Source organism: Actinomycetospora soli, from assembly GCF_021026295.1.
In the GTDB taxonomy this organism is placed as follows: Bacteria; Actinomycetota; Actinomycetes; order Mycobacteriales; family Pseudonocardiaceae; genus Actinomycetospora; species Actinomycetospora soli.
In genome coordinates, this window is sequence record NZ_JAJNDA010000034.1 from 1 (window position 1) to 22,488 (window position 22,488).

The following is a 22,488-nucleotide window of genomic DNA, read 5'->3' on the forward strand; positions in this document are numbered from 1 at the left end:
GCCCCTCTCGCCAAGGACGCCCACGAGTCGCCCAGCGAGAGTGCGCAGCCGTAGTGGCCGAGGGCCGTTGCCGATCCGGGTTCTCGTGCAGCACTCGGAGCAGCTGTCGCTCGACCGTCGTTCCACATCAGGGCACAGAAGGCAGGTGATGGGTTGCGGCTGCGCAGCAGACGAGGGAGCGCAGCGACAGCAGGTCACAGTTCAGCGACAGCGGATAGGGGCACACGTAGAGGCACAGCGGCAGCGTCAACATCAGGCGGTGGACGGCATGGAGGAGTAGGGGATGTAGCAGCTCTCCGATGCGGTGGATGAGGCGTGCCTGCCGGCGCTCGAGGACGCCGTGGCTCCGCACCTGCCGGCGATCCGCGCCGCGCTGCGCGACCTCGACACCGCCGACCGGCCGACCGCTGATGAGGTCATCGAGCGGGTGCGGCTCAACGGCCTGGAGGACCCCGCCGACGACGGGTGATCGGCTGGGTGGCAGCGGTCCTTTGACAGGCGAGCCACAATGCACGTGGTCGGATGAGCAGGCCCCGGGGGACCGGACGCAACCCGGTCCCCCAGAGCACTGCTGCCGGTCAGAAGTGCGGACGGTACGGACACTCTGGCCAGAAGATGGCCACCGCCAACCGCGCTCCGGCGACGGCGAGCTGGGCGATCATCACGATGATCCTCAGCTTGCCGTTGTCGCCGCTCTGCTCGGCGTTCTTCTCCGTTCCCACGAGCAACTCCCTCCTGCGTCGGAGCCACCGGCTGGTGACACCCGGGTAGGTCACCAGTGCTCCGGCTCCGGCCGGAGAGGGCGAGACAACGTTCGTTGTCTCTGGCGTTGCGAGCGGTCCTGCGCCTCCTTCGGTGTGCGTCGGTGAGCTCCACTCCACCACACCGCCTGCCCCGTCGTCCCCCCGTCAAGGCCATGAACCGGGCACGCGGCACGATGGCAGGACCGTGCTCGTACGGATTCGCCTCCCGACCGTCGAGTCGCAGGTCAGAGGTAGTGCGGGGCGGCTTCGCAGAGCAGCGGCTCGTGATCGGTCAAGAGGACGGGCCGACCCGCTTGCGGGCGTTCGTCAGGACGCGGCTGACCTCTGCCCGCGCCGCCGCCCTCACCGCTGGACTGGCCGCCACGCGGGGCGCCTGGTGGCCACCGGCCACGCCACGGTCGCCAGTGGCGGCCAGTCGTGTCCGCCGGACATGGCCGTCGACCGCGGCCAGCGTGGTCGGCAGATCGGCTAGGCGGCCACGCCACGGGGTCAGTCGGTGGCCGAGGACCCGCAGCGGGTCTCTGGCCGAGCGCGCCGCATCGCCGCGGGTGTCGTCCGGCCGGTCCGGATGGTGGTCCACGGCGTGCAACAGCCCGACCACCGACCAGCCGGCGTCGAACCACGGGCCGAGCATCGCCACCGCCCGCCACCGCACCACCCGACCTCCGAGCCCGGCTCGACCTAAGAAGGTGTCGACAGCCCGAGCCCGGTCCCGGCGGGTCTCGGTCCGGTCGTAGACCGGCCACGGCTCAAGCCGCGGTTGGTCGTGGCGTCGGTTCAGCCCTCGATCACGCCAAGGGCTTCTCTTCTCAACGCAAGAAGCGGGGGGATCGCAAGTTGTGTCCACAGGGGCGCCGGGAGCCGAGTCCTGAGGCGCCTCGGGGAGGACGGCGACCGCAGGCGGCTCCCAACCCCGCGGGACGGTCAGGACGTAGCTGGGGGCCCGGTTGGTGTCGGTCCCGAGGAACTCAGCAGTAGCACCGGTCTCGACGCACACCACCAGCCCGACGTCCTGAGCCCACGCGAGCAGAGAGGTGACCGTCCGCAGGCCGACGCCGGCGCGCTCGGCGAGGTGAGCGCGGGTGACCCCGGCGACGAGCCCGGTCTCCCAGGACATCCCGTGGATCAGGGCCTTCGCCATGGCGGTCCACGCGGTGCGCTTGTCGACCCGCCACAGCTCGAGGTCGACGAGCTCCTCGAGGCGCGCAAGCGCCAGAGCCTGGTCGCGGACCACGACGACGCCCTCGGGCACCCGGTGTCGCCACCCGGGGTGCGGGAGGAAGCGGCCGGCGTCGACTCGGCGGGCCGCGCGGCGGCGGCCGTAGACGAGTGACCGGCTGCGCATCTGGGCGCGCCGATAGGTGTGCTCTCCCGCTGGAGCAGGGCGAGCGTGGGCGTGAGGGGTCGCCGGACGGCTGGGTGTGCCACGCGACGGCGTGTCGCGGACGCGCACAGCAGGTACCGGCGGAGGGTCCGATGTAATCTCGGCTCCGCAGCACTAAGTCGCCGACGCGGGTGCCCCAGGTTGGTAGCCAGGCAGGGCCCGTAGTCGAGCGAAGAGATGTGGTTGCGCGAACGCCTCGGCCTGCCAGCCGGGGCGTTTCGTGTGTCAGGCGCTCTTGAGGCCCTCCTGGGACGCGTAGGCGACGCCGGTGTCTTCGGCGAGGAGCTGGCCGACGTAGTCGTTGAGCGTCATGCCGAGGGCCTTCGCCCGGTCCTCCGCGGCGCGCCGCAGCGGGATCGGGACGCGGGCACGCACGAACTCGCGCTCACCCTTACTCGGGCGACCGGTCTTCCTGTGCTCCACAACGTGGATCGTGCCGTTCCTGTGCTCAGGAACGGAGGAGCGACACGCGATCCGTGACGACTACTCGCAGGCTGGTCCCGCTGCCCCTGCGGGTGTCAGGGGTTCTCCTGCGGGTGATCGAGGGCTGCGGCACGCGCCGCACGACGCCCCTGCACCACGCTGTCGTGGTCGTCGAGCAGCTTCGACCAGGTCCCCTCGTCGATCGCCTCGACGTCCGCGTCGGGGCCTTCGGCCGCCGCGAGAGCGGCGACCAGGCCGTCGACGTCCACGGTCCGCAAGTCGACCGGGGAGGCGAAGACCCGGGCCGAGACCTGCTCGCGCAGGCGCCCGGTGCCGGTCACGACGCCTGACCAGGCAACCCGTAGGACGCCGCGGTGTCGTGCCACCACTCGCCGGGGGACGCGACGGCGGCCTTCTCGGCGAGCGCCCGCCCGGTTTCGGTGCGCATCCCGGCGATCATGTTGTCGACCCACGGCTGCAGGTGTGTGTACCCCTGGGCCTGGTACTCCCGGGCACGGAGCAGGCAGTCGAGCTTGTCGGCGTCCTTCGCGCACACGCTCTCGCGGGTGGACTTCGCCTCGACGTCGGCGATGATCCGCTGGATCGCGCCGGCCAGCCTGGAGGGCATGTCGACGGTCTGGTCCTTCGCGATCTGCTCGGGGTCGACCCCGGCGGTGTACCGCTTCGCCACGGAGTGCAGGTCGGTGCTGCGGGTCTCGGGGACGTCGTGGAACAGCGCGAGGGTGGCGGCGCGCTCGGCGTCGGCGCCCTCGAGGTGCGCGATCAGGTAGGCGAGAACCGCGGCGCGGTGGGAGTGCTCGGCGACCGACTCGGGGTCGCGGACGAACCCGAGCTGCCAGCCGGCGCGGGGCGACCGTGCCAGGTGACCGACCTCGTACGCGTAGGTCACCACGCCATCGACGTCGTCGCTCATGCCGCTCCTCTCGCGCTGGTCATGCGATGGATCGTCCCGAGCTCGCCGCGGGCGACGCTGCTCAGCTCACCACCCCAGTCCAGCAGCTCCACCACGCGGCGGTCGACCTCGTGGACCGAGGGGGTGTCCACGAGGAGACCGGGGCGGCGCTCGAGCAGCGACCACATAGTGCGGATGACGAGCTCGACGTACGGGGTAGTCGGCGCGAGCGACGCGGTGAGGGTGCGCAGCAGGACGTCGCCGTGCCACCCGCCGGGGTCGACGGCCATGAACTCGTCGGACTCGTGCTCAGTGCCGATCTCGCCGGTGTAGTGCAGGTAGTAGACGAGGTTCGCGGTCAGCGTGGCCTCGGTGACGCAGCCGTGGGTCAGGAACGCCCGCAGCGGGTCGAGGTCCCCGGCGACCGACTGTGCGATGGCGAGGCCGCGGGCCACCGGCCACGCCGGGGTCCAGGACCCCAGCTGCGGTAGCCGCCGCAGCTCGTCGTCGGCCATGCGCTGCAGGTCCTCGACGGCGTCCGGGTCGGTGGCGAGGAGGAACGCAGCCTGCCGTCGGACCATCGGGGCCTTCGCGCCGACCGCGGAGTCAGCCGCGTGCCGCAGCGCGTCGTGCACGGTGCGACGCTGCCCGGCGCCGAGGCGAGGCCGGTCGGAGCGCCCGCCGAGTTCCCGTGGTGTCCGGCCCGTCAGCGGCCAGGTCAACAGGTCGCAGGTCCGGCGCGTGAGGACCTCGTGGGCCAGGACGCTCCCGCCTGCCGGGTCGGGGTCGACGATCTGGTCGAGCAGGTCGTCTGCGCGGATCGCGGCGTCGAGAACCTGCAGGTGGTCGCTGTGAGCGCCCATGCCGCGCAGCCGGAACCGCAGCCGAGACACGTCGCGCGTCTTCGCCCGCGTCAGAGGCCGACGGGCGGACTCCCAGCCCTTCACGGTGTCGACCCCGACGCCGATCGACTCGGCGAGGTCGGTCTGCGTGACAGCGATGTCCCCGCGCAGCCGGGCGAGCGTCATGCCGCTGATCGTGCCTTCGACCATGGCCAATCCCCCTGCTTACAGCCCGAAGCCCGAGTACAGCACAGGGGTCCGACGACGTGTACCCGCAGTCACTCCCGGGTCGGTCGCGCAGCAGGGACCGTCAGCGCTGGACCTGAGGGACCTCGGTGGGAGAGCGCCTAGGAAACGACTCCCACCGAGGCCACGCGGGTCCGCATCCCTGCCGCGAAGCGAGAGAAGCGCCGACCCATGCTCACTGTGTCAGGCCCTGCCCGGAACCGGGTCGGGCTCGCCGCCCCTGTCCGTCGAGGGGCGATCTGATGCCCACCGTCACCGCCCTCATCCTGTTCTCCGGCGTCGCCGCCGTCCTCTGCGCGAGGTCGAAGGCGACCGGTCCCGCGCTGCTGTTCGGGGTCCTCGCGGTGGTTCTGATCGGGACCACCCAGCTCGGTCGGGACCTGCTCACCGCGGTGTCGTCCGTCGGTGACCGTGTCGACGACGCGGCGGCCGCCGCAGGCGCCTCCCGTGGGTAGGCCGGCCGACTCCTGGACCGCTTCCGCCCGCTGCCGCGGCGTGGACGTCCGGGTGTTTTACCCCGACAACGGACAGACCGCCGGTGCCGCGAAGCGCATCTGCACGACGTGCCCGGTCCGCGCTGCCTGCCTCTCCGTCGCTGTCGCCACCGGCGAGCGGTGGGGGGTGTGGGGCGGCACCACCGAGGACGAACGCCGCGCGATCCGTCGCCGTCAGCGGGAGGCGGCATGACCGACCCGGAGAACGACGACGTCGTGGCCGCCGCGGAGAGCGTCCGCCGCTGGGTCGACGTCGCCACCTGGACGGCGATCGCCCTGGGGCTGGCGTTCACCGCGGTGAACGTGCAGACCTTCGCCGCCGCCGGCGCGGCGGCGTGGTCCCCGGGCTGGGTCGTGGCGTGGCTCCTCGACCCCATGGTCTCGGTGCTGCTCCTCGCGGTCGTGCGAGCCGAGCAGGTCACCGCGCGATGGCAGGTCCCGATGCCGTGGCAGGTCCCCGCTGTGAAGTGGTCGGCGTTCGCCGCGACGTACGCGATGAACACCTGGTCGGCGTGGCGCGACGCCGTGCCGTCGTCGGTGGTCCTGCACTCGGTTCCGCCGCTGTTCGTGCTGCTCGCCGCCGAGGTCGCCCCAGCACTACGCGAGCGGCTCACCGAAGCCGTCCGGGTCGCGACGACCACGACCTCCGCGCCGGAGTCCGTGCAGCGCGTCGTCGTCCCGGCCGTCGACGACACCCCGGCGGCGCGGGCCGCTCCGGAACCGGTGGAGCCCACCGCGGCGCTTCCGAGCAGCGACGACACCACCGCGGTTCCGGACGACCGCGTCCGCGACCTCGCGGAGCTGCTCGCTGCGGGGTGCGACGTCACCGGCCCGCAGGCCGCAGCGCTGCACGGCGTCTCCGACCGCACCGGCCGGCGGCTCGTCACTGCAGCCCGCACCTACCTCGAGCAGCACCTCACCCGGCCCGGCCTGCACCTGGTCGAGGCCCGCGCGGCGGGAGGAACCGCATGAGCAGCTACGTCCTGCACGGCGACATGGATGAAGAGCGCCGCACCGAGCACCTCAAAATCTGGTACGGCACCGACCTGTTTCGGGTCCCCGACGAGAAGGACTGGACTCCGCTCGACCGGAAGATCCATCAGATCATCGACGAGGACGTCGAAGCGCACCGCTTGAAGTCGCACGCGGAGCCGCAGTCCGACCGCGAGGACGAGGACCGGGAGATCGGCGGATGACCGCCCCGGAGGTGCCCTTCGACCGGGCCCGCTTCGACGAGTCCCTCGAGCTGGCCCGCGACCAGCTCACCTTCCCCCCGCCCGACCGCGACATCGACGACGAGGAGCGAGAGCGATGACCTTCGTGCCCTTGGTGCAGGCGTGGGAAGCGAGCCGCGAGGAGCGGACCCCGATGCCGGCCCGTCAGCGGGTCGCATCCATCGACTACGGGAGCGGCGTCCCCGAGCGCCCGGCGACGCTCCTGGACTGGCTGCTCGACCGCGACCGCCACGAAGCCGAGATCGACGACGAGGAACGCGAGGTCGGAGCATGACCGCCGACCAGTGGCCCGACGACGCCACCCTCGACGCTCTGCTCGAGGCCGCGGCGAACACGAAGAGCGGTGCGCTGCGGTTCGACCCCGAAGCCCCGGGCGGGTTCCGGGTCCTCACCGCCGAGGAGGACCAGGAGCTGATCGACGCGATCCGGCTGCCCGAGCAGCGCTACGACGACGACCGCGAGCACCTCATCAACGAGCGCGACACGGCCCGCCGTGTCGGTGACCTCGACGGCGCCGGGACTGCGGACGCCCACCTCGAGGTGCTGGCTGCCGAGCAGCGACTCGAACACCGGCACACCCCGGAGCTCGACGACGAGGAGCGGGAGCGATGAGCTGCGCCGGCCTCCGGCCCACCCCCGACGACGTCAGCCTCTCGGACACCGCCCGCGACGCCCTGAGGACCCAGCTGTTCGCCTACTGGGAGGCCGCCGAACCCGGCAGCCACAAGTGCTTCTGCGGCTCCGACGCCGAGCTCGTCGCTGCGGTCGAGCGGTACCGCGACGAGCAGGACCGGGAGCGAGGCTGACCATGACGATCACCCCGAACCGGCCCACCGACAGTGGGCCACACACCACCCTCGGGCACCGGCTTCGGTTCGCCGCCGCCCGCACCGGCCCGCGCTTCGTGCGCGGAGCCCGGCGGAGCTGGAGCACCGTCAGCGGCTTCGCGGTCGCCCTGGCCCTCAACGTCACCGTGTCCGCGACGTTCGCGGCGTGGGCGTGGGTGTCGCACCCTCGGTGGTCGCGGCTCGCCACCCGAACCGCGGACCTCCTCGGCCAGTGGAAGGTGCTGGCCGGCACCGCCGCGATCGCGCTGCTCGCCGTCGCGCTCCTCGGCCCGTTCACCACGATGACCGTCGTCCTAGGCTTCCCCGGGTTCGTCGTGTGGACCGTCCGCGCTGCCCGGGCTGCCTACCCGCACACCGTGCGGGGTCGACTGCGAACCCGGTACGGCCACGACGGCTGGGCCACCTGGTGGGACCTGCACCGGCACGTGTCCGGGCACGCCGTCCGGCAGACCACCGTCACCATGCGCGCCACGGTCGCGGCCGGCCTTCCCGACGACGACGGGCAGGACCCGGGGCAGCGCGCCGCGGCCGCCGCCCGCCGACGGCTCGCGACGGAGCTGCTGCCCATCGGCGAGTGCGGCACGTGGCTCGGCACCTCGGCTGTCGGCCCGGTCCTCAGCCGGTCCTGCTACGCCGCCCACCGGGACGTGGTCGGGCTGGTCGCCCCACCGCAGACCGCGAAGACCGCGCTGATGGGCCACCACGTCATCGACCACCCCGGCGCGGTGCTCACCACCTCCACGAAGCCCGACGTCTACGGGCACACCGCGGCGCTGCGGATGCGCCGTGCCCGCTCGAGGCGGGTGGAGGTGTTCAACCCCGAGGAGCTCGGCGGAGTGGCCTCGACGATGAGGTGGTCACCGGTGCGGGGCTGCGCGAACCCGGCGACGGCGGCCGAGCGGGCCGGGGCGCTCGTCGGCGCGACCTCCGCGGCCGGCGGCGAGGACGGCACGTTCTGGCTGGACTCCGCCGCGAAGGTCCTGCGGTGCTTCCTGCTGGCCGCCGACCTCGGTGAGTTCGACATGCGCGCCGTGCAGCGGTGGGTCGCCGACCCCACCCGCGCCGCACCGGAGGCCCTGGACCTCCTCGAGCGGCGCCACCGCGACGTGCCGTACGGGTGGGCCGCCGAGCTCGGGCAGGTACTGCACACCGACGCGAAGCGCACCCGCGAGTCCATCTTCCTGACGTTGTCGCAGTCGGTGGCGTTCATGGCCGACCCCACCGTCGCGGCCGCGTGCTGCCCCGGGAAAAACGAACCCGACTTCGACGTCGACCGGTTCCTCGACGACCTCGGCACCCTCTACCTGATCATCTCGGAACGCCCGCAAGCCTCGGTCGCGCCGCTCGCGGCCGCGTTCACCACCTACGTCTTCGAGACCGCGAAGCGGATCGCCGCCGACCGGCCGAAGGGACGGCTCGACCCGCCGCTCGGACTGATCCTCGACGAGGCCGCGCTCACCACCCCCGTGCCGCTCGACCGATGGGTCGCCGACGCCGGCGGCCGCGGGGTGCACATCGTGTGGTCGGTGCAGTCCCCGTCGCAGCTCGCGCAGCGGTGGGGCCGGGAGGGCGCGAACACCATCTGGAACGCCACCAACGCCAAGGTGGTCTTCGGCGGGCTCACCCTCGACGCCGACCTCGAGGCGATCTCCCGGCTCTGCGGGGACCGCAAGGAGGAGACCGACGCCGGGGACGGGAAGGTCCGCTACGAGCGGGTGCGGGTGCTGCCCGTCGACCAGCTGCGCACACTCCCACAGGTCCGCCGCGACGACGGCCGGCTGATGATGTTCGGGCTGCTCGTCCACCGCGCAACCCCGGCGACGATCATCCGGATCACCCCGGTGTGGGAACGCCCCGACGTCCAGGCCGCGGGCGCCGCTCCCGCCGTCGCCCCCATCGACGAGGTCCTGCGCCCCGTCGACGACGACCAGCCCGCGCTCGTGGCCGTCGAGGCGGCCTGACCCCCGTGCACGACCACGTCGGGGTGGCTGCGGAACTCCGGGCCCTCCGCAGCCACCTCCTCGACCTCGACAGCATCGCCCGGGAGTCCGCGGGTCTGCTCTCCGAAACCGTCCCGAAGGTCATCGACCTCGAGGAGTCCGTCGCCGCGTTGCGCGGCACCGTCACCGCGCTCGCCGCTAACGCCGAGAACACCCCGGCCGAGGACCCCGCCGTCACCGCCGAGAAGGAGCGGTACGGGTTGCGCCCGCTGCCACCCGGCCCCTGGTGCTGGCCCCTGTTCGACCGCGACCAGGCCGACGCGGCGTGGAAGGCCCTGGCCTGCTGGGTCGGGGAGCTACTCGTCCCCACCTACGGCGTGACGCGCGGAGCGCTGCCGGACTGCTGGCCACGCCACCCCCAGATGATCGCCGAGTTGACCTGGCTGCGTCACGCGTACCTCGAGGCCCACCAGCGCGGAGCGCCGGCAGTGAAGGCACAGGATTGGCACCTGCGGGGGCTGCCCGGGGCACTCACCGCGATCAGGGACGCGATCCCGACGACCGGCGGCCACGCCTCCGAACTGCTGTGCGGTCCCGGCCACCACCTGCGGATCCTCGAACCTGAGGAGACGTACTCCTACGACCGACGGGCAGTGATCGAGGAGCGCGCGGAGGCGCCCCACTGGGCTGCGGCGTGGCGGGACGTCGTGAGGGACGACCTCCAGCGGCGGCGCCACCACGATGACGTCACCGATGACGTCTCGACGACATCAGAATGATGTGTCGCTGTACGAGAGCGGGATCGAGCCCGGTATCGATGGGGGCGCCCATCCGCCCACTCGGGGTCATCTACGCAGGTCAGCGGCCTGTGGATCGCTGCGATGGGCGCGCGGATGAGGGTGAGCTCGTCGAGCTCCTAGACCACGGGGGCGAGCACCTGCGGGTGCGACCCGACTCTGGGGGCCAGTTACCGTGACTCACGTCCGGTTCGACGACCGCGACATCCGTGCCGAGATCGCGAGAGGAGGAAGGTCGATGACCATCATCATGCCCCCGCAGGGGCCCGAGGACGGCCCGACCGCGCTGCAGCTGCTCGCCACTGCGGTCGGAACCGCCATCGGAACCATCATCTGGCTGTTCAGCCGCTTCTAGAACGACCGACCAGCCGAGGGGCCGGGTCACCGCGTCCTACCGCGGGGGCTCGGCCTCCGGCGAGGGTAACCGCCTTGGCGGGGTATGCCGCAAACCGGTAGGGAGCCTCCCCCTCGGTTGTGCAGCAGGGTCAGAACGGCGGTTCCTCGTCGTAGGACCCGCCCGACGTCGCGGCCCCGGCGACCGGCGCCGACGCCCACACGTCCCCGTCCGCATCGCCACGGCCTCGCCCCGCAGCGGGCGACGACCCGTTCCCGGTGCGCTCCGCCTTCGTCACCGCCGCGGTGGCGTACCGCAGCGACGGCCCCACCTCGTCGACCTCGAGCTCGATCACAGTGCGCTTCTCGCCCTCGCGGGTCTCGTAGGACCGCTGCTTGAGCCGACCCTGCACGATCACCCGGGACCCGCGGGTCAGGGACTCGGCGACGTTCTCCGCGGGCTGCCGCCAGATGTTGCAGCGCAGGAACAGCGGCTCCCCGTCCTTCCACTCGCCGGCCTGCCGGTCGAGCTGACGCGGGGTGGAGGCGACGGTGAAGTTCGCGACGGCCGCACCGCTGGGGGTGAAGCGCAGTTCGGGGTCGGCGGTGAGGTTCCCGACGACGGTGATGACGGTGTCTCCGGCCATGGCGGCCTCCTGGGAGATCGTGGGGCGGTCGGGCCCCCGGACAGTGGGGTGGAGGCGTTCTCTGCCTCCACCGCGCTCGGGGCGCCGGGTGGGCCGCCGAGGCTCACCGTGCACGGGTCGGCCTCGGCCGATCGCGCGCGACGCCCGGTAGGGCGCCCTTGACGGTGAGTGCGGCCCAGTGAAGCTCCGGGGTCCGACAGCCACCGCCGCGCAGCGGCGTCCACCGGGGTTCCTGCCCGGCCTGTCCGGCCATGAGGGCGCACCGCTGCCAGCGCGGTGGGGCGTCGAGTCTGTCGGAGGGTCGTGGGACCGTCCGCGGATGGCGACCCTGATCTACGACGGACAGATCTTCCCAATCGAGGACCCGGATGCGTGGCGGCAGCACATCCTCGAGCACCTGCGTTCGGGCAAGCCGACGTGGATGGAGGTCCCGTACGAGGACCGGGACGGCAAGGACACGAAGTCCTGGGTCCTGCTCGCGCCGGGCACGCCGGTGACGATCGACGTCAACGACCCGGCGGAGATGCCAGAGCTGCCCGACCTGTCCGCGTTGAGGCCGCCCCGCTTCCCGTGACCCGCAACGCTCATCAGCCTCGCCTGGCCGGGGTGCGGTTTGCCGATCGACAACGCGGGCGAGCCCGCCGCGCCCGTCGTCCTCCCACGCGGAACGACAACCCGGACAGGGCCCGGCGTAGCACCTCGGGAGTGACGCCGTCGGCGTAGCCGGTGGATTTTCCGCCCAGCCGCAGCTGCGGCCGTCGGTGTGGCCGGGCGCCAACCCTATGACGGCTGGTCTACATCGATGCCGTCCAACTGGTCGGGGTACGCGGCAGGACCGCCGAGCCGGACGACCGTCGTTGCGCGCCAGGTGCCGCTCAATTCCTACGGCTCGATGATGAGCAGCTCCAACGAAGTCCGCAACATGGAAAGCGCAAGCCAGTCTCGTTGCGCTACACAACCGAGCCTTGGGGTGCGGCTCGATGGCTGTAGCTCCTCGTTCGGCGAGCGGCCGTATGTCCCAGAGATTCTGTGTAACGAATATCGAGTGTGTAACGACGGCCAGACGGAAGCTTCGGTCGTCGAAGGGAAGTCAGTTGCCGCGTCGTGGAACGCACCGCTTACCTCATGCTCTGTCGTCCTGGTCAGCGAAGGTTGCGGCGGTCGCGCTCGTCGGCTGCCTGGCGGTCGCGGCCGTCCTCGGCGTGACGCTCATGGTGCCGTCCTCCTCGCCCAACGCTGCAGCCGGTCCCGGGAACTCCTGCAAGAGTGTCTACATCCTCGGCGCGAACGGCTCCGGGCAGTCGACCAATAGCGTTAACGACTCCCCAGAGGTCAAGAGTGTCGTACAGGCCATTAAGACCGAGCTCGATAAGGCAAAGGTCTCCTCAGATATCCGATCGATCCGCTACCCCGCTATTTCTACAAACGTACTCAAAGAGAACTTGAGATGGGGAGATATCCTCACGCTACGGAAATCCTACAACCAATTCACGCAGACGAATCTACCCAAGTACGCAGCATCGATAGCCGAAGGGGTTTCGGCGACCTATCGTGCCTTGTCGGAGATTCGGAACGGGTGCCTCGCGGAGGGTAAGACGCCGATCATCGCACTGGTCGGGTACTCGCAAGGAGCCATGGCAATCCACGAAGGACTCAATGCCTTTGCCGACAGCCCGCGAGACACCGAGCTCGTCCGCGCGGCCGTCCTCCTCGCGGACCCGGGTCGCATGCCCAACTCCACCGTTGTGAATATCGGAAGCGCTTCGCGAGGGCCCGTCACCTTTGGGCTATGTCCTTTGGGCGACAAACTCAAGGCACCGTGCGCAGACGTGCAGACACGCGAGGTCGACCCCCGCTTCCACCCAATTACCACCCAGGTCTGCTGGCGCGGCGACATCGTCTGCGACACAGCCACGGCCGCTGGTAATGCCAACGCATTCAGCCCCGGTTCTGCCACAGCAGGTATCGCGATTCATACCAGTAAGGCACTCTATGCGGGAACATTGACCAAATCGCTCGGCACAAGGATCGGGCAACGACTCGCGCTGGAAAGTGCGACCCGGACCCCTACTCCCGGCCCTGCACCGAATCCCAATCTGACACCCGCTCCCACCCTGAACCCCACGACAGGCCCCGTCGGAACCATCGTCTCGGTGTCGGCAAACAGATCGTGTCCTCCGGGATCGGCGCAGATGAGAGTCGAAATGACCGACGGAAACGGCAAACTCCTCAGTCTCGGATACTGGGGTCTCAACTACGGCCTCAACGGTGACGGCAGCCCGGTGGGCCCGACGCCTCTATATACTGCGCCGGCCAATGACCAGGTCCACGGCGGTTTCGATGCGCCGCTCGGTCGCTACAACGTCACCACCAGCTGCTACAACTCCGACGGTCGAGAGTCAGATAAGTCTGCACCCGCAAGTTTTACTTTCGACGCTCCTCCCCGCACGGCCACACCTCATTCCCGCACCGTCGTAGCCGGCGGGGAGTTGCGACTCTCGGCGCCGCCATGCTTGTTGAACAAGAACGGTATTGGCGAAGGCCAGCAGGTCACCGCGAAGCTATGGGGTCCGTTAGACGGTACCGGGGACGGCAGCGGTTCCTTGAAGGTCCACGGGAACGGAGTTGGAGCGGTGACGGACAGGAACGGCAACTGGGCGACTGCAATTCCAGTTCCCGTAGACGCCGATCCCGGAGCCTACGCACTCGCCGTACAGTGCGAGGGGTCCAAGCCTGGAGCTTCTTTCATTCCTGGGCTGCAGTACCGCCACGATATCGGGACCATCACGGTGACCAAGCCCGGCACGGTAGACCCGACTCCGGTGGGCTGAATACTCAAAGACCCCCGAAGCGCTTCAGCGCAGGTCCGACCCTGAGCGTCGGCCCGCACACCGTGATATTCCGCTGTATCACGGTGTCCCGGCTCGCCCCGGCGCCCTCGGCGCGTCCGGCGCACACTGTCGGGGGCCCGGGCTAGCGTCCGGGCCGTGGCCGCCCCCTCCGCTCCCCTCCCCCCGGGGCACGGGGCGGGCGGTCACCTCGACCTCCTTCGCGAGGACCTCTCCGAGGCCGCCGAGCCGGCCCCGGAGAGGGAAAAGGCCCTCAGCGGGCCTCAGGCGCCCGTGGTCGTGCTCGCGGGCCCCTCGGTTGAGAACCTCGGAGATCGGCCGCCAACGGCGAGCTCACAGCCTCAAGATCCGCAAGATAGACCGTTAGCTGCGCCAACAACCCGGGCAGCCGTCCTTGAGTCGGTCCCGTGCAGCACGCGAGCCCGGGCTCCCGTTCCTGGCGGGGCCGGCTCCCCGACCCGGTCCAGCGACGTGCCGGGTGGCCTCGACCCGGCCGGGCTCGATCCGGCGACGGAGCTGCTCGACCGGGTCGACGCCGACACCCGGGCCCTCGCGGCGCTGGCCGGCTTCACCGATCCGCGGCTGGCGCTGGTGGCCGCGGGGTGGCTGGCGGGGTTTCGCTCCGCGCGCACCCGGCGGGCCTACGGCGCCGACCTGGCCGCGTTCGCGGCCTGGTGCGCCCCGCGCGGCCTGGACGTCCTCTCCGCGCGGCGGGTGCAGGTCGACCTGCACACCACCGGGCTGCTCGATGCCGGCGCCGCCGCGTCCTCGGTGGCCCGCAGGTTGTCGGCGTTGTCGTCGTTCTACCGGTTCGCCGCCGCCCACGACCTGCGCGCCGACAACCCCGTCGTCGGGGTCCGCCGCCCCGCGGTCGATCCGGACCACACCCGCACCGTCGGGCTGACCCGCGACGAAGCCCGCGCCCTGGTTGCCGCCGCCGATGCCGACCCCGGCCCGCAACGCGCCCGGTCGGCGGCGCTGGTGCGGCTGCTGCTGCACAACGCCCTGCGCGTCGACGAGCTCGTGACCGCCGACGTCGCCGACCTCGGCACCCGCCCCGGCCGCAGCATCGACAGCACCGGCGGGCCCGGCGGGCGGAGCTCGCACCGGGTGCTGGGGATCGTCCGCAAGGGCGGCCGCGGCGCCACCGTCGCCCTCGCCCCCGCGACCGTCGAGGTCCTCGAGGCCTACCTCGGCGCCCGTGCCTCGGCGGCCGGCGTCGACCGCGTGAAGCTGGCAGGGCCGCTGCTCGCGACCCGCACCGGTGGGCGGCTCACCCAGAAGGCCGTGTGGGAGCTGGTCCGCCGCCTGGCCCGCGCCGGCGGCATCGACACCTGGGCCGAGCTCTCCCCGCACTCGCTGCGCCACACCGCCATCACCCTGGCCCTCGACGCGGGGGCGGCGATCCGCGACGTCCAGGACTTCGCCGGGCACCGCGACCCCCGCACCACGCGGCGCTACGACCACACCCGCGACAGCCTGGAGCGCTCCGCGGCCTACACCGTCGCCGGATGGCTCGCCTGAGCTGCTTCAAGGACGCCCAGCTCGGCGGGACGGGTCAGACGCGGCCGGACCACTCGGGGGTCGGCAGCGAGCCGCTGTAGTCGTTGGAGGTGATCTTCAGACCGATCTCGGCCGGAGCGTTCTGCAGCGGCCACACCAATCCGATCGTGATCGACTTCCCGGTCGGGGTGGGCTTGTTGAACATGCCGCCGACGTTCTCCACCCCGCCAGCCTTGTTCCCCATGTCCTGTACGGACTGGGCGGTGACCCCGTCGACGGTCATGTTGGTGTAGTAGGTATCGGAGAAGTTGACGTAGCGCCCGGAGTCGTTGGTGAAGGTGATTGGCACCAGCACCAGACGCTCAGCGCCCTCCTGACCAGCAGCGCTGGACGAGGCCTTGAAAGGCTTGGGCTGCCCCGCCGTCACGCTGAGCCCCTGCCCCAGCGACTGCGTCGAGCCGAACCCGGCTACCGCGGGAGTGGAGGCCGCCTCGACCGTGGAGGGCGACGCTGCGACCCCAGACGCACCCGGGGGCGATGCGGGCACCGGGACGTAGACGTAGCGGGTGCAGGCACCACTGAACAAGATCACCGTCAGCGTGACGACGACGAGGACGGCCTTGCGGGTCATGGCGCTCTCCCGACAGAGATCTCGATGCGGTCGTGAGCTCATCGGCTGGTTTTGCCAACCCGTTACCCCCTTTCCTTCGAGCAAGCGACGGCCTTGTAAGAAAAAGGAGCACGCTGTAAGCTCCTCAGTATTCAAACGCCTTAAAGGAGAAGGAGCCATGCCCATGATCAAGATTGACGAGCAGACCGCTCAGCAGCTCGAGTTCGCCGCCAAGATGTCTGGGTCGACGGCGGGCGAGGTGATCGCCCGACTCGTCAAGGACTCCATCGCCCCTAGCGGGGCGGACGCCGCTACCGCAGAGATCTACGCCGTGTATGAGGGCGTCAAGACCACCGCCGTCTACGACCGCACCACCAAGCGCGTCGACATCACCAGCGGCCCCCTCGACGGCAAGTCCTTCAAGACCCCCACCGGAGCTGCCCGCGCCATCGTCGGCCACTACAAGCCCGAGGTCAGCCCGCATCGCAACGGCTGGTCGTTCTGGCTGCTTGACGACGGCACCGCTCGTCCCTTGCAGTCCATCCGCCTCTGAGCGGTGGTCGAGAAAGCCACGAGCCCGAGGGCTGTAGCAGCGAGCAAGGGGGTGATGAAGGGCGTTCTCAGCCATTATCAGACGCCAGCATGCCCGGCGGCGGAGCTGCCGGTCGGGCCCGTCCATGGCGACCCAATCGGAGCCGCCTGGCGGGCTAGTGGTCGCCGGGACGCGGCGGGGGCGCCGGGCGCATGAACTTGGCCAGCTCCCACTCCCGCAGCCGGCGCTGCGCCGGCATCCCGGGCAGCGTCTCGAGAGCCTCAGGCTCGAAGCTCAAGGGAGTTCGGGGTGACATCGACGTGGAAGTCGATGTTCAGTCCTCTGGCCAGTCGACTGAGTGTGCTGAGGGACGGCTCGTGGTCTCCAGCTTCGAGCCGTGCGATGGCCGGCTGCTTCATCCCAAGTTGGCGGGCGAGGGCTGACTGCGACAGCTGGTGGGTTGCCCGGTAGCTGATGACTCTGAGGGCGACGTCGTGTGCGAAGGCCGTGCGGTCGCGCTCGGCCTTCGCTTCCGGGCTCGTCAGTACCTCGTCGTGAACTTCGGCGGCGCTCTTGAGCTCAGACAGCTTCATCTCAGTCCTCCTCCAGGTCGTCGAGCCGGTCCTGCGCCGCTGCTACGGCGCGGTTGAAATCACGGGAGTTGTTCTGCGCTTCGGGGCCGATCGCGGCGATCACGTAGATGTCGCTGACGCGACGGTAGAAGGCTCGCCACGGGCTATTGCCTCCTCGTGGCCGCAGTTCACGCAGGTTGGTGGCGCCTTGCACGTTGCTGGAGTGGGGGTAGGGCAGTTGCCCTCCCAGCTGCGCCAGCTTCTTGATCGCGTTCTCGATCGCGGCCTGCTCCCGTGGCGGCACGCCCTCAAGCTCGGCCTGCGCGTCGGGCAGGTATCGGACCTCCCACACACCGCACGATAACACGTGTGTTATCGCCGGAGCGACCTCACGTTGCCCACCAACGACGAAGACCCGGGACCTGCCTCGTCAGGGGCGGGTCCCGGGTCTTCGATCGGTCGGGGTGGTTATCGGCTGCTACGACCCGCCGTTCTCGGTGACGGTGCCGCCAGGGTTGCGCTTGGCGGCGCTCTCGGTGATGTAGCGCCCGCTCGAGGCGGAGCGGTGTGCGGTCGCGGTCGACCGGTTCGGCCCGGGCTTCTCACTGACGCTCTTGCCCGGCCACCGGGCGGCGGCGGCGTTGCTGATGTACTTGCCGGACTTGGCGGAACGGTTGGGCATGACGCCCTCCTGTCTCAGGACTGGGGAGCGGTTCCGCGAGCTCAACCCGCGGAACCAGGTGGGTCGCTGTGGTCGCCGGGCTGCCTTCCCCTGCTGCCGACGACCACAGGACCTGAGGCGGCTAGGCCTCAGGCGAGGCGCTCGAGGCGCCAGGTCACCGCCTTCCCGCCGTAGGGGGGCATGCGGTTGCCCTTCGCGATGGGCGCGGTGGTCGTCGGAGTCCCGACGACGGCCCAGACCCCGGACTCGGGGCAGACCTCGCCGGTCTTGGCGAGGGTGCCGACCTGTGCAGTGGCCATTCGGGGTGGCCTCCTGTCTTGCTCGTGAGCCGCGCTGGAGGTCCCGGCGAGGTCTCGACGAGGACACTAACACATCACGCGGTCATGTTAGTAAGAATATCGGTACAGTTCTGTTGGTGCAGGTCAGGCGCGCCGTTCGGCGTGTCGGATCGTTGCTCACTACCGTGGCGCCGCACGAGCGCAGCGAGCCGAGGCGAGGAGAGGCGAGAGCGAGTGGACGACCCCGTCGACATCGACGAGCTCCGTCGACTGGTCGGGGACTACCGTCGTGAACGGGGTCTGAGTCTGCGCGCGGCCGCCGAGGAGTCCGGCGTCCCGCTCAACACGCTGTCTCGCGTGGAGAAGGGCCACCTGCCCGACCTGGCCAACTTCGGCCGGCTGGTGACCTGGGTCGGGCTCGACCCCTCAGCGGTGTTCGGCGCCGCGCCCCGCGAGCGTGCCCAGAGCACCACCGACACGATCCGCGTCAGCCTGCACAACGACCCGCGGCTCACCGAGAAGGCCGCCAACCAGATCGCCGAGCTGGTCAGCAATCTCTACGACAACCTGGCGGCCGCCGAGACCAACACGCGGGTCAGCCTGCGCGCGGACAAGACGTTCACCCCCCGCGCCGCACGCCAGGTCGGCGACCTCCTGGAGAACATGCAGGCAGCGCTACGCGCCGACGACGCCCTCGGCACCGATTACGGCTGGGACGAGGAGGGCTAGGCAACCGTGCGACGAGGCTTCAAGGCCCAGGCCGAACGCCATGCCGCCGAACTCCGTACGGCAGCCAACTGCTCGGACCTTGAGACGATCCACCTACCCCGACTCGCGTTCCACCTCAAGGTCGGGGTCCTCGCTGGACATCGCGTACTCGGCGACGTCCAGCCCTTCCTCGACTTGCACGCCGAGCAGCCCGGCGCCTTTTCTGGGGCCACCTTCCACATGGACGACGGCCGCATCGTGGTCATCTACAACCCCGTCATCTACGAGACCGGCGACGTCCTCACGCCCCAGCGCGCCCAGACCCACGGCCGGACCCGCAGCGACGTCGCTCACGAGTTCAGCCACCTCGTCCTCGGTCACACCCTGCGCGAGGTCAAGAGCATCGCCGGCCACCCCTTTCTCAGCTGCGACCCAGAACAGGAAGAGGAGGCGAACTGGCTCGCCGGCTGCCTGCTCCTCCCCCGCCCGCTCCTGCTGAAAGCCGCCCGTGACCAGGAAGCTGACAGCCACCTGGCCGAACGCACCCATACCACCGTGGACATGGCGCGATGGCGCATGAACGCCACCGGCGCTCGCATGCAAGCCGCCCGCGGCCGAGGACAACGGGCGTAGCTCCCCGCCCATCCGGCCATGACCTGGGCTGGACTGGTAGCCATCGTCACAGGTCAGAAGGCTCCGCCGGTGACGTTGTCCGGTCGGGCTCGTCCACTGCGGCCCGACCGGGACGCCCAGGACGGGCTAGTAGTCGCCGGGGCGCGGCGGGGGCACCGGGCGCATGAACTTCGTTAGCTCCCACTCACGCAGCCGGCGCTGCGCCGGCATCCCGGGCAGCGGATCGAACGGGTCGCGCGCCGCGGCGCGGGCCTGCACCCAGGCAAGCCACGCCCGCGCCTCGGCGAGCTGCCCCGCCTGTTTCCCGCCGTCGACGGTGTCGTCCGCCTCCACGCCGTCCTCCTCCTCGAGGTCGTCCTCTCCGGCCACGTCCCCGCCGGTGCTCCTCCGCAGGATCTCTTGCTGACTAGCGAGGGTCTGTTCGGCGGCGGTGATGCGCTCGGCGAGCTCGCGGGCGAACTCGCGTAGCTCGCGGGTCTCGCGCCAGCGCTCAAGCTGCTTGTCGAGCACTTCGCCGCGGTGGTGCTCGGCGGCGCGGTCGCGGGCGCGTTCCTGCTCGGCGGCGACCTCACGGTCGTGGCGGGCTTGGGCCTCGGCGCGGGCCTCGCGGGCTCGGCGCAACCCGTCGGCGCGGACCGCGACCTCGCGCAGCACCTCGGGGAGCTTGTCCTCCAGGCGCCACTTCGTGCGGTCGGCCCAGTTCAGTCGTCTCGCCGAGCTCGTGGCCTCGCCCTGCAACCGCATCCCGAGTCGTCCGGAGGCGATCCAGTCGTAGGTGGGGATGCGGGTCCAGGAGGACCGGCGCTGCTGTTCGAGCTCGGCGGCGGTCGGCTCGTGGGCGACGCGGTCGCGCTCCTCCTCGATCCGCAGCCGCACGGTCTCGGCGCCGACGGTGATCTCCAGGTGCCAGCGCTCCGGAGGGGAGCGGTGATTCTGCACCGGCCCGGGCTCGGGCGAGGCCGCCACGCTGTGCCCGCGGCGCTCGGCCTCGGCGGCTAAGGCTTGGAGCACGTGCCAGGCCCGGCTGCGCACCCCTGCCGAGACGGACAGGGCGTCGCGGGCGCGCAGCGCGGCGACCGCTGGGTGGTAGCGGGCGACTCGCTCTGGCACCGGGACCGGGATCAGCTCGGCGTCGGTGCCTACCGGCCCGTCGACGAGCACCAGCTCTCGGATGCTGCGGTAGGGATCGTCCGGGTCCCGGCGCCGGCGCACGACCAGGTACTGGCCGCCCGGGGCCTTGGCGAACCGGTTCACCGCGGCGACGAGCATGGCCTGACGGCTGCTAGCCGGATAGGAGTCCGCGGCTTCGAGGACCCCGCCTGCCGCGACGACGTCGGCGACCAGCTGCTCGGTGGGGCTTAACCGGCGCGGCTGCCGGTCGGCGGCGGGCGTCTTCTTCACTGTCTCGCACGGACCCTGCACCTGCGCCGAGGCCTTGCCCGACGCGTCGCCGGCCCGGGCAGCCGACAGACGACGAGACGCCGGTGTCTTCGCCGGTGGGCGGGCGGGGAACTCGCCGTGCTCGAGGTAGTACCGGCCGGTGTCGGTGACCTTCGCCGACCAGCCCGCGTGGCCGCGGCTTACCGTGACCAGCCGCCGGTCGGCCAATGCGCGGGCGGTCTGCTTGTAGGAGTGACCTTCCATCACCCCCTCGGGGCAGCCCTCGGCGATCCAGCGCAGCACCGCGACCTGTTTGGTGTGCAGGGGGTCGTCGAGGCGCACGGACTCCTCCCTCGATGTGTCTTACCGAGCCGCTCCCCGGCGCCGCATTGGGCACCGGGGACGTGGCAGCTCAGAAGTAGTTGATGCAGTTCTGGTAGGGGTGGGGGTGGACAGAGGGGCGGCCGATGCGGGGGTCGTCAGGGTGCACGGTGCCTTCGAGGACGCACTTGCCGCTGGCGGTGGCGACGACATCGTCCAGCGTGGCGACGCAGAGCACGGTCCCGATGCGGTCGACGACGACGACCTCGCGGACCTTCAGAGCGCGACTTCGCTTGATCGGCCACTCGGCGCGGGCTCGCTGCCAGGCCTGCTGGGGCGGGATGCCGGGATAGGCGCCGGTGTAGCGGCGGCCGAGGATGTCGTCGTCTGCGGCGGGGCCGGGCTTGCCGAGCTTGATCTGCATGGTTTCGGTGATCATGGCGTGGTCCTGTTCTGCGTGGAGCGGCGAAGGTGTTGGTTGGTGTCAGACGGGGCGGGGTGAGGCGTCAGTCGCCCTGGCGTGCGCGCAGCCAGTTACGGGCGCGGCTGGCGGTGAGGGCGTAGGCGAACTCGCCGCGCTGGTCGTCGCGGTCGATGCGGCGGCCGATCTTGGTCCAGGGGGCGCTACGGCGGGAGTCGGCGTCGGGCCAGCGCAGCCCGCAGAAGTGGGTCATGCCCGAGACCGCGCCACGGATCTCGTTGTGGCCCAGACCGGCTTCCTGCTCGAGTTCGCGCAGCCCGACGGCCTCGTCAGGACGCCGGGCGAGGACGTCGAGCATCTTGGTGCACCGGAAGGTGCCGGTCTTCCCGTCCGCGATCAACGCCCGGAAGTCCTCGACAGTCCATTGCACTGTAGACGAGTCATGCTCATTGGCTCCGTCGTCGAGGAGACCGGCGAGGGCGGGAGCCGCGGGAGCCGTCGAGGACGCTTCAGCGGGCGGACTGGCAAGCAGTCGGTACACCTCGTTGACTCGCGAGCGAGGGACGGGGATCGGGACGAGCTCTTCGAAGTCGAGGGGCGAGTTCATGGTGGCGGAACCTCCGAGATGTAGTTGCCAGTACTTCCTGGCGATGGCATGAACTTTAGCAGAGTGTCTTGGACTGTCAACTGCTTCTTCCAAGTACTTCACGAGAGTCATCGCAACTAGCCACGTGCATAGTGGTGAGCGGACCTCGCAGCCCCAGGGCACGTTCAGCTGCACCGCACGGCCGAGGCGCAGCGGGAGGCGTCTGGGCGGTACTGTGCGGGTCGCACCTGGCGGAGGGAGTGGGCGGCATGGCGCGAGTAGCTCGGAAGCCAGCGCACGACCCGCGGTCCGCGGGGCAAGCCGCGCATGAGACCGCGATGAACGAGGTCTCCGACGTGCTCCTGACCGTCGAGCACGCCTTGTCTCGGGCACGCAGGGCGTCGAAGCGTCTGGGTGACTCCCCTGAGGAGCACAACGCCAAGCTCGCGCTGGCGGACACCGTGAAGTCGCTGGAGAGCGCCAGAGCACGCCTGCAAAAGGACACCTATTTCGGCGGCAATGAGCTTCGCCTGGTCTAGCTGGCCCC

The 22,488-nt window shown here is 70.7% G+C and carries 34 protein-coding genes; 18 read left to right on the top strand and 16 right to left on the bottom strand.

The window, feature by feature from the left end:
* Positions 1-340 precede the first annotated feature (340 nt).
* Entirely contained in the window at positions 341-469 is a 129-nt protein-coding gene (locus LN037_RS33025; protein ID WP_255695262.1) for a hypothetical protein, read from the top strand.
* Between the two features lie 109 nt (positions 470-578).
* Here the strand turns inward: LN037_RS33025 and LN037_RS29820 are convergent, their stop codons facing one another.
* The 6 genes from LN037_RS29820 to LN037_RS29845 form a co-directional block, all read right to left on the bottom strand.
* Positions 579-722, bottom strand: coding sequence for a hypothetical protein (locus tag LN037_RS29820; protein ID WP_230760339.1), 144 nt, complete (start codon positions 720-722; stop codon positions 579-581).
* 313 nt (positions 723-1,035) lie between these two features.
* Entirely contained in the window at positions 1,036-2,016 is a 981-nt protein-coding gene (locus tag LN037_RS29825) for a hypothetical protein (RefSeq protein WP_230760341.1), read from the bottom strand.
* A gap of 357 nt (positions 2,017-2,373) precedes the next feature.
* On the bottom strand, positions 2,374-2,523 hold the full coding sequence (locus tag LN037_RS29830) for a hypothetical protein (RefSeq protein WP_230760343.1): 150 nt from the start codon (positions 2,521-2,523) through the stop codon (positions 2,374-2,376).
* Positions 2,524-2,666: 143 nt separating this feature from the next.
* Positions 2,667-2,912, bottom strand: a complete 246-nt coding sequence (locus tag LN037_RS29835; RefSeq protein WP_230760345.1) for a hypothetical protein — start codon at positions 2,910-2,912, stop codon at positions 2,667-2,669.
* On the bottom strand, positions 2,909-3,505 hold the full coding sequence (locus LN037_RS29840; RefSeq protein WP_230760347.1) for an HD domain-containing protein: 597 nt from the start codon (positions 3,503-3,505) through the stop codon (positions 2,909-2,911). Before LN037_RS29840 ends, LN037_RS29835 begins: the two co-directional genes overlap by 4 nt.
* Entirely contained in the window at positions 3,502-4,536 is a 1,035-nt protein-coding gene (locus tag LN037_RS29845) for a helix-turn-helix domain-containing protein (RefSeq protein WP_230760349.1), read from the bottom strand. The genes LN037_RS29840 and LN037_RS29845 overlap by 4 nt, the downstream gene beginning before the upstream one ends.
* Before the next feature lie 278 nt (positions 4,537-4,814).
* Between LN037_RS29845 and LN037_RS29850 the strand changes: the two genes are divergently transcribed.
* The 10 genes from LN037_RS29850 to LN037_RS29890 are packed head-to-tail and all read left to right on the top strand — an operon-like array spanning position 4,815 to position 9,868.
* A complete protein-coding gene (locus LN037_RS29850; protein ID WP_230760351.1) occupies positions 4,815-5,027 on the top strand; it encodes a hypothetical protein in 213 nt (70 codons plus the stop codon).
* A complete protein-coding gene (locus LN037_RS29855) occupies positions 5,020-5,259 on the top strand; it encodes a WhiB family transcriptional regulator (protein ID WP_308286215.1) in 240 nt (79 codons plus the stop codon). The genes LN037_RS29850 and LN037_RS29855 overlap by 8 nt, the downstream gene beginning before the upstream one ends.
* Entirely contained in the window at positions 5,256-6,038 is a 783-nt protein-coding gene (locus LN037_RS29860; protein ID WP_230760353.1) for a hypothetical protein, read from the top strand. Before LN037_RS29855 ends, LN037_RS29860 begins: the two co-directional genes overlap by 4 nt.
* Positions 6,035-6,262, top strand: coding sequence for a hypothetical protein (locus LN037_RS29865; RefSeq protein WP_230760355.1), 228 nt, complete (start codon positions 6,035-6,037; stop codon positions 6,260-6,262). The genes LN037_RS29860 and LN037_RS29865 overlap by 4 nt, the downstream gene beginning before the upstream one ends.
* Complete coding sequence (locus LN037_RS33030) at positions 6,259-6,381, top strand: hypothetical protein (protein ID WP_255695263.1); 123 nt, start codon at positions 6,259-6,261, stop codon at positions 6,379-6,381. The genes LN037_RS29865 and LN037_RS33030 overlap by 4 nt, the downstream gene beginning before the upstream one ends.
* A complete protein-coding gene (locus LN037_RS29870; protein WP_230760357.1) occupies positions 6,378-6,575 on the top strand; it encodes a hypothetical protein in 198 nt (65 codons plus the stop codon). Before LN037_RS33030 ends, LN037_RS29870 begins: the two co-directional genes overlap by 4 nt.
* The gene (locus tag LN037_RS29875; protein ID WP_230760359.1) at positions 6,572-6,913 is read left to right on the top strand and encodes a hypothetical protein; all 342 of its coding nucleotides are present in this window, start codon (positions 6,572-6,574) and stop codon (positions 6,911-6,913) included. Before LN037_RS29870 ends, LN037_RS29875 begins: the two co-directional genes overlap by 4 nt.
* On the top strand, positions 6,910-7,107 hold the full coding sequence (locus LN037_RS29880) for a hypothetical protein (RefSeq protein WP_230760361.1): 198 nt from the start codon (positions 6,910-6,912) through the stop codon (positions 7,105-7,107). The genes LN037_RS29875 and LN037_RS29880 overlap by 4 nt, the downstream gene beginning before the upstream one ends.
* 2 nt (positions 7,108-7,109) lie before the next feature.
* Positions 7,110-9,110 (top strand): type IV secretory system conjugative DNA transfer family protein, encoded by a 2,001-nt coding sequence (locus LN037_RS29885; protein ID WP_230760363.1) that lies wholly within the window; start codon positions 7,110-7,112, stop codon positions 9,108-9,110.
* Between the two features lie 23 nt (positions 9,111-9,133).
* On the top strand, positions 9,134-9,868 hold the full coding sequence (locus tag LN037_RS29890) for a hypothetical protein (RefSeq protein WP_230760365.1): 735 nt from the start codon (positions 9,134-9,136) through the stop codon (positions 9,866-9,868).
* A 503-nt stretch (positions 9,869-10,371) separates the two neighbouring features.
* Here LN037_RS29890 and LN037_RS29895 read toward each other — a convergent pair.
* Positions 10,372-10,866: a single-stranded DNA-binding protein gene (locus LN037_RS29895; RefSeq protein WP_230760366.1), complete on the bottom strand. Its 495-nt coding sequence runs from the start codon at positions 10,864-10,866 to the stop codon at positions 10,372-10,374.
* Between the two features lie 319 nt (positions 10,867-11,185).
* Here LN037_RS29895 and LN037_RS29900 point away from each other — a divergent pair, with 319 nt between their 5' ends.
* The 3 genes from LN037_RS29900 (at position 11,186) to LN037_RS29910 (ending at position 15,239) form a co-directional block, all read left to right on the top strand.
* Entirely contained in the window at positions 11,186-11,440 is a 255-nt protein-coding gene (locus LN037_RS29900) for a hypothetical protein (protein ID WP_230760367.1), read from the top strand.
* A 637-nt stretch (positions 11,441-12,077) separates the two neighbouring features.
* Positions 12,078-13,697, top strand: a complete 1,620-nt coding sequence (locus LN037_RS29905) for a cutinase family protein (RefSeq protein WP_230760415.1) — start codon at positions 12,078-12,080, stop codon at positions 13,695-13,697.
* A 489-nt stretch (positions 13,698-14,186) separates the two neighbouring features.
* Positions 14,187-15,239 (top strand): tyrosine-type recombinase/integrase, encoded by a 1,053-nt coding sequence (locus tag LN037_RS29910; protein WP_230760368.1) that lies wholly within the window; start codon positions 14,187-14,189, stop codon positions 15,237-15,239.
* 34 nt (positions 15,240-15,273) lie between these two features.
* On the opposite strand, the gene LN037_RS29915 is transcribed toward LN037_RS29910, so the two are convergent.
* The gene (locus LN037_RS29915; protein ID WP_230760370.1) at positions 15,274-15,849 is read right to left on the bottom strand and encodes a hypothetical protein; all 576 of its coding nucleotides are present in this window, start codon (positions 15,847-15,849) and stop codon (positions 15,274-15,276) included.
* 157 nt (positions 15,850-16,006) lie between these two features.
* Between LN037_RS29915 and LN037_RS29920 the strand changes: the two genes are divergently transcribed.
* A complete protein-coding gene (locus LN037_RS29920; RefSeq protein WP_230760372.1) occupies positions 16,007-16,381 on the top strand; it encodes a hypothetical protein in 375 nt (124 codons plus the stop codon).
* Positions 16,382-16,535: 154 nt separating this feature from the next.
* Here LN037_RS29920 and LN037_RS33035 read toward each other — a convergent pair whose 3' ends face one another.
* The 5 genes from LN037_RS33035 to LN037_RS29940 all read right to left on the bottom strand — a co-directional run bounded on the left by LN037_RS33035 (position 16,536) and on the right by LN037_RS29940 (position 17,913).
* Positions 16,536-16,658, bottom strand: coding sequence for a hypothetical protein (locus tag LN037_RS33035; RefSeq protein WP_255695266.1), 123 nt, complete (start codon positions 16,656-16,658; stop codon positions 16,536-16,538).
* The gene (locus LN037_RS29925) at positions 16,642-16,953 is read right to left on the bottom strand and encodes a helix-turn-helix domain-containing protein (RefSeq protein ID WP_230760374.1); all 312 of its coding nucleotides are present in this window, start codon (positions 16,951-16,953) and stop codon (positions 16,642-16,644) included. Before LN037_RS29925 ends, LN037_RS33035 begins: the two co-directional genes overlap by 17 nt.
* 1 nt (position 16,954) lies before the next feature.
* On the bottom strand, positions 16,955-17,284 hold the full coding sequence (locus LN037_RS29930; RefSeq protein WP_230760376.1) for a type II toxin-antitoxin system RelE/ParE family toxin: 330 nt from the start codon (positions 17,282-17,284) through the stop codon (positions 16,955-16,957).
* A gap of 126 nt (positions 17,285-17,410) precedes the next feature.
* A complete protein-coding gene (locus LN037_RS29935; RefSeq protein ID WP_230760378.1) occupies positions 17,411-17,614 on the bottom strand; it encodes an ABC transporter ATP-binding protein in 204 nt (67 codons plus the stop codon).
* Between the two features lie 128 nt (positions 17,615-17,742).
* On the bottom strand, positions 17,743-17,913 hold the full coding sequence (locus tag LN037_RS29940) for a hypothetical protein (protein WP_230760380.1): 171 nt from the start codon (positions 17,911-17,913) through the stop codon (positions 17,743-17,745).
* A gap of 213 nt (positions 17,914-18,126) precedes the next feature.
* Between LN037_RS29940 and LN037_RS29945 the strand changes: the two genes are divergently transcribed.
* Entirely contained in the window at positions 18,127-18,621 is a 495-nt protein-coding gene (locus tag LN037_RS29945) for a helix-turn-helix domain-containing protein (RefSeq protein WP_230760382.1), read from the top strand.
* Positions 18,622-18,627: 6 nt separating this feature from the next.
* Positions 18,628-19,233, top strand: a complete 606-nt coding sequence (locus LN037_RS33960; RefSeq protein WP_230760384.1) for an ImmA/IrrE family metallo-endopeptidase — start codon at positions 18,628-18,630, stop codon at positions 19,231-19,233.
* Positions 19,234-19,359: 126 nt separating this feature from the next.
* Here the strand turns inward: LN037_RS33960 and LN037_RS29955 are convergent, their stop codons facing one another.
* The 3 genes from LN037_RS29955 to LN037_RS29965 form a co-directional block, all read right to left on the bottom strand.
* Positions 19,360-20,955: a hypothetical protein gene (locus tag LN037_RS29955; RefSeq protein WP_230760385.1), complete on the bottom strand. Its 1,596-nt coding sequence runs from the start codon at positions 20,953-20,955 to the stop codon at positions 19,360-19,362.
* A 70-nt stretch (positions 20,956-21,025) separates the two neighbouring features.
* On the bottom strand, positions 21,026-21,373 hold the full coding sequence (locus LN037_RS29960) for a hypothetical protein (protein WP_230760387.1): 348 nt from the start codon (positions 21,371-21,373) through the stop codon (positions 21,026-21,028).
* 67 nt (positions 21,374-21,440) lie between these two features.
* The gene (locus tag LN037_RS29965) at positions 21,441-21,755 is read right to left on the bottom strand and encodes a hypothetical protein (RefSeq protein ID WP_230760389.1); all 315 of its coding nucleotides are present in this window, start codon (positions 21,753-21,755) and stop codon (positions 21,441-21,443) included.
* A 524-nt stretch (positions 21,756-22,279) separates the two neighbouring features.
* On the opposite strand from LN037_RS29965, the gene LN037_RS29970 reads away from it, so the two are divergent.
* Positions 22,280-22,480 carry a hypothetical protein gene (locus LN037_RS29970; protein ID WP_230760391.1) on the top strand — a complete coding sequence of 67 codons (201 nt, stop codon included), beginning with the start codon at positions 22,280-22,282 and terminating at the stop codon, positions 22,478-22,480.
* The last annotated feature ends 8 nt before the right edge of the window (positions 22,481-22,488 follow it).

Coding starts and splice junctions, on each gene's coding strand:
- LN037_RS29840 (WP_230760347.1), bottom strand. CDS start 3,505: ATGAGCGACGACGTCGATGGCGTGGTGACCTACGCGTACGAGGTCGGT.
- LN037_RS29845 (WP_230760349.1), bottom strand. CDS start 4,536: ATGGTCGAAGGCACGATCAGCGGCATGACGCTCGCCCGGCTGCGCGGG.
- LN037_RS29850 (WP_230760351.1), top strand. CDS start 4,815: ATGCCCACCGTCACCGCCCTCATCCTGTTCTCCGGCGTCGCCGCCGTC.
- LN037_RS29860 (WP_230760353.1), top strand. CDS start 5,256: ATGACCGACCCGGAGAACGACGACGTCGTGGCCGCCGCGGAGAGCGTC.
- LN037_RS29865 (WP_230760355.1), top strand. CDS start 6,035: ATGAGCAGCTACGTCCTGCACGGCGACATGGATGAAGAGCGCCGCACC.
- LN037_RS33030 (WP_255695263.1), top strand. CDS start 6,259: ATGACCGCCCCGGAGGTGCCCTTCGACCGGGCCCGCTTCGACGAGTCC.
- LN037_RS29870 (WP_230760357.1), top strand. CDS start 6,378: ATGACCTTCGTGCCCTTGGTGCAGGCGTGGGAAGCGAGCCGCGAGGAG.
- LN037_RS29875 (WP_230760359.1), top strand. CDS start 6,572: ATGACCGCCGACCAGTGGCCCGACGACGCCACCCTCGACGCTCTGCTC.
- LN037_RS29880 (WP_230760361.1), top strand. CDS start 6,910: ATGAGCTGCGCCGGCCTCCGGCCCACCCCCGACGACGTCAGCCTCTCG.
- LN037_RS29885 (WP_230760363.1), top strand. CDS start 7,110: ATGACGATCACCCCGAACCGGCCCACCGACAGTGGGCCACACACCACC.
- LN037_RS29895 (WP_230760366.1), bottom strand. CDS start 10,866: ATGGCCGGAGACACCGTCATCACCGTCGTCGGGAACCTCACCGCCGAC.
- LN037_RS29900 (WP_230760367.1), top strand. CDS start 11,186: ATGGCGACCCTGATCTACGACGGACAGATCTTCCCAATCGAGGACCCG.
- LN037_RS29905 (WP_230760415.1), top strand. CDS start 12,078: ATGGTGCCGTCCTCCTCGCCCAACGCTGCAGCCGGTCCCGGGAACTCC.
- LN037_RS29915 (WP_230760370.1), bottom strand. CDS start 15,849: ATGACCCGCAAGGCCGTCCTCGTCGTCGTCACGCTGACGGTGATCTTG.
- LN037_RS29920 (WP_230760372.1), top strand. CDS start 16,007: ATGCCCATGATCAAGATTGACGAGCAGACCGCTCAGCAGCTCGAGTTC.
- LN037_RS29925 (WP_230760374.1), bottom strand. CDS start 16,953: ATGAAGCTGTCTGAGCTCAAGAGCGCCGCCGAAGTTCACGACGAGGTA.
- LN037_RS29935 (WP_230760378.1), bottom strand. CDS start 17,614: ATGCCCAACCGTTCCGCCAAGTCCGGCAAGTACATCAGCAACGCCGCC.
- LN037_RS29940 (WP_230760380.1), bottom strand. CDS start 17,913: ATGGCCACTGCACAGGTCGGCACCCTCGCCAAGACCGGCGAGGTCTGC.
- LN037_RS29960 (WP_230760387.1), bottom strand. CDS start 21,373: ATGATCACCGAAACCATGCAGATCAAGCTCGGCAAGCCCGGCCCCGCC.
- LN037_RS29970 (WP_230760391.1), top strand. CDS start 22,280: ATGAACGAGGTCTCCGACGTGCTCCTGACCGTCGAGCACGCCTTGTCT.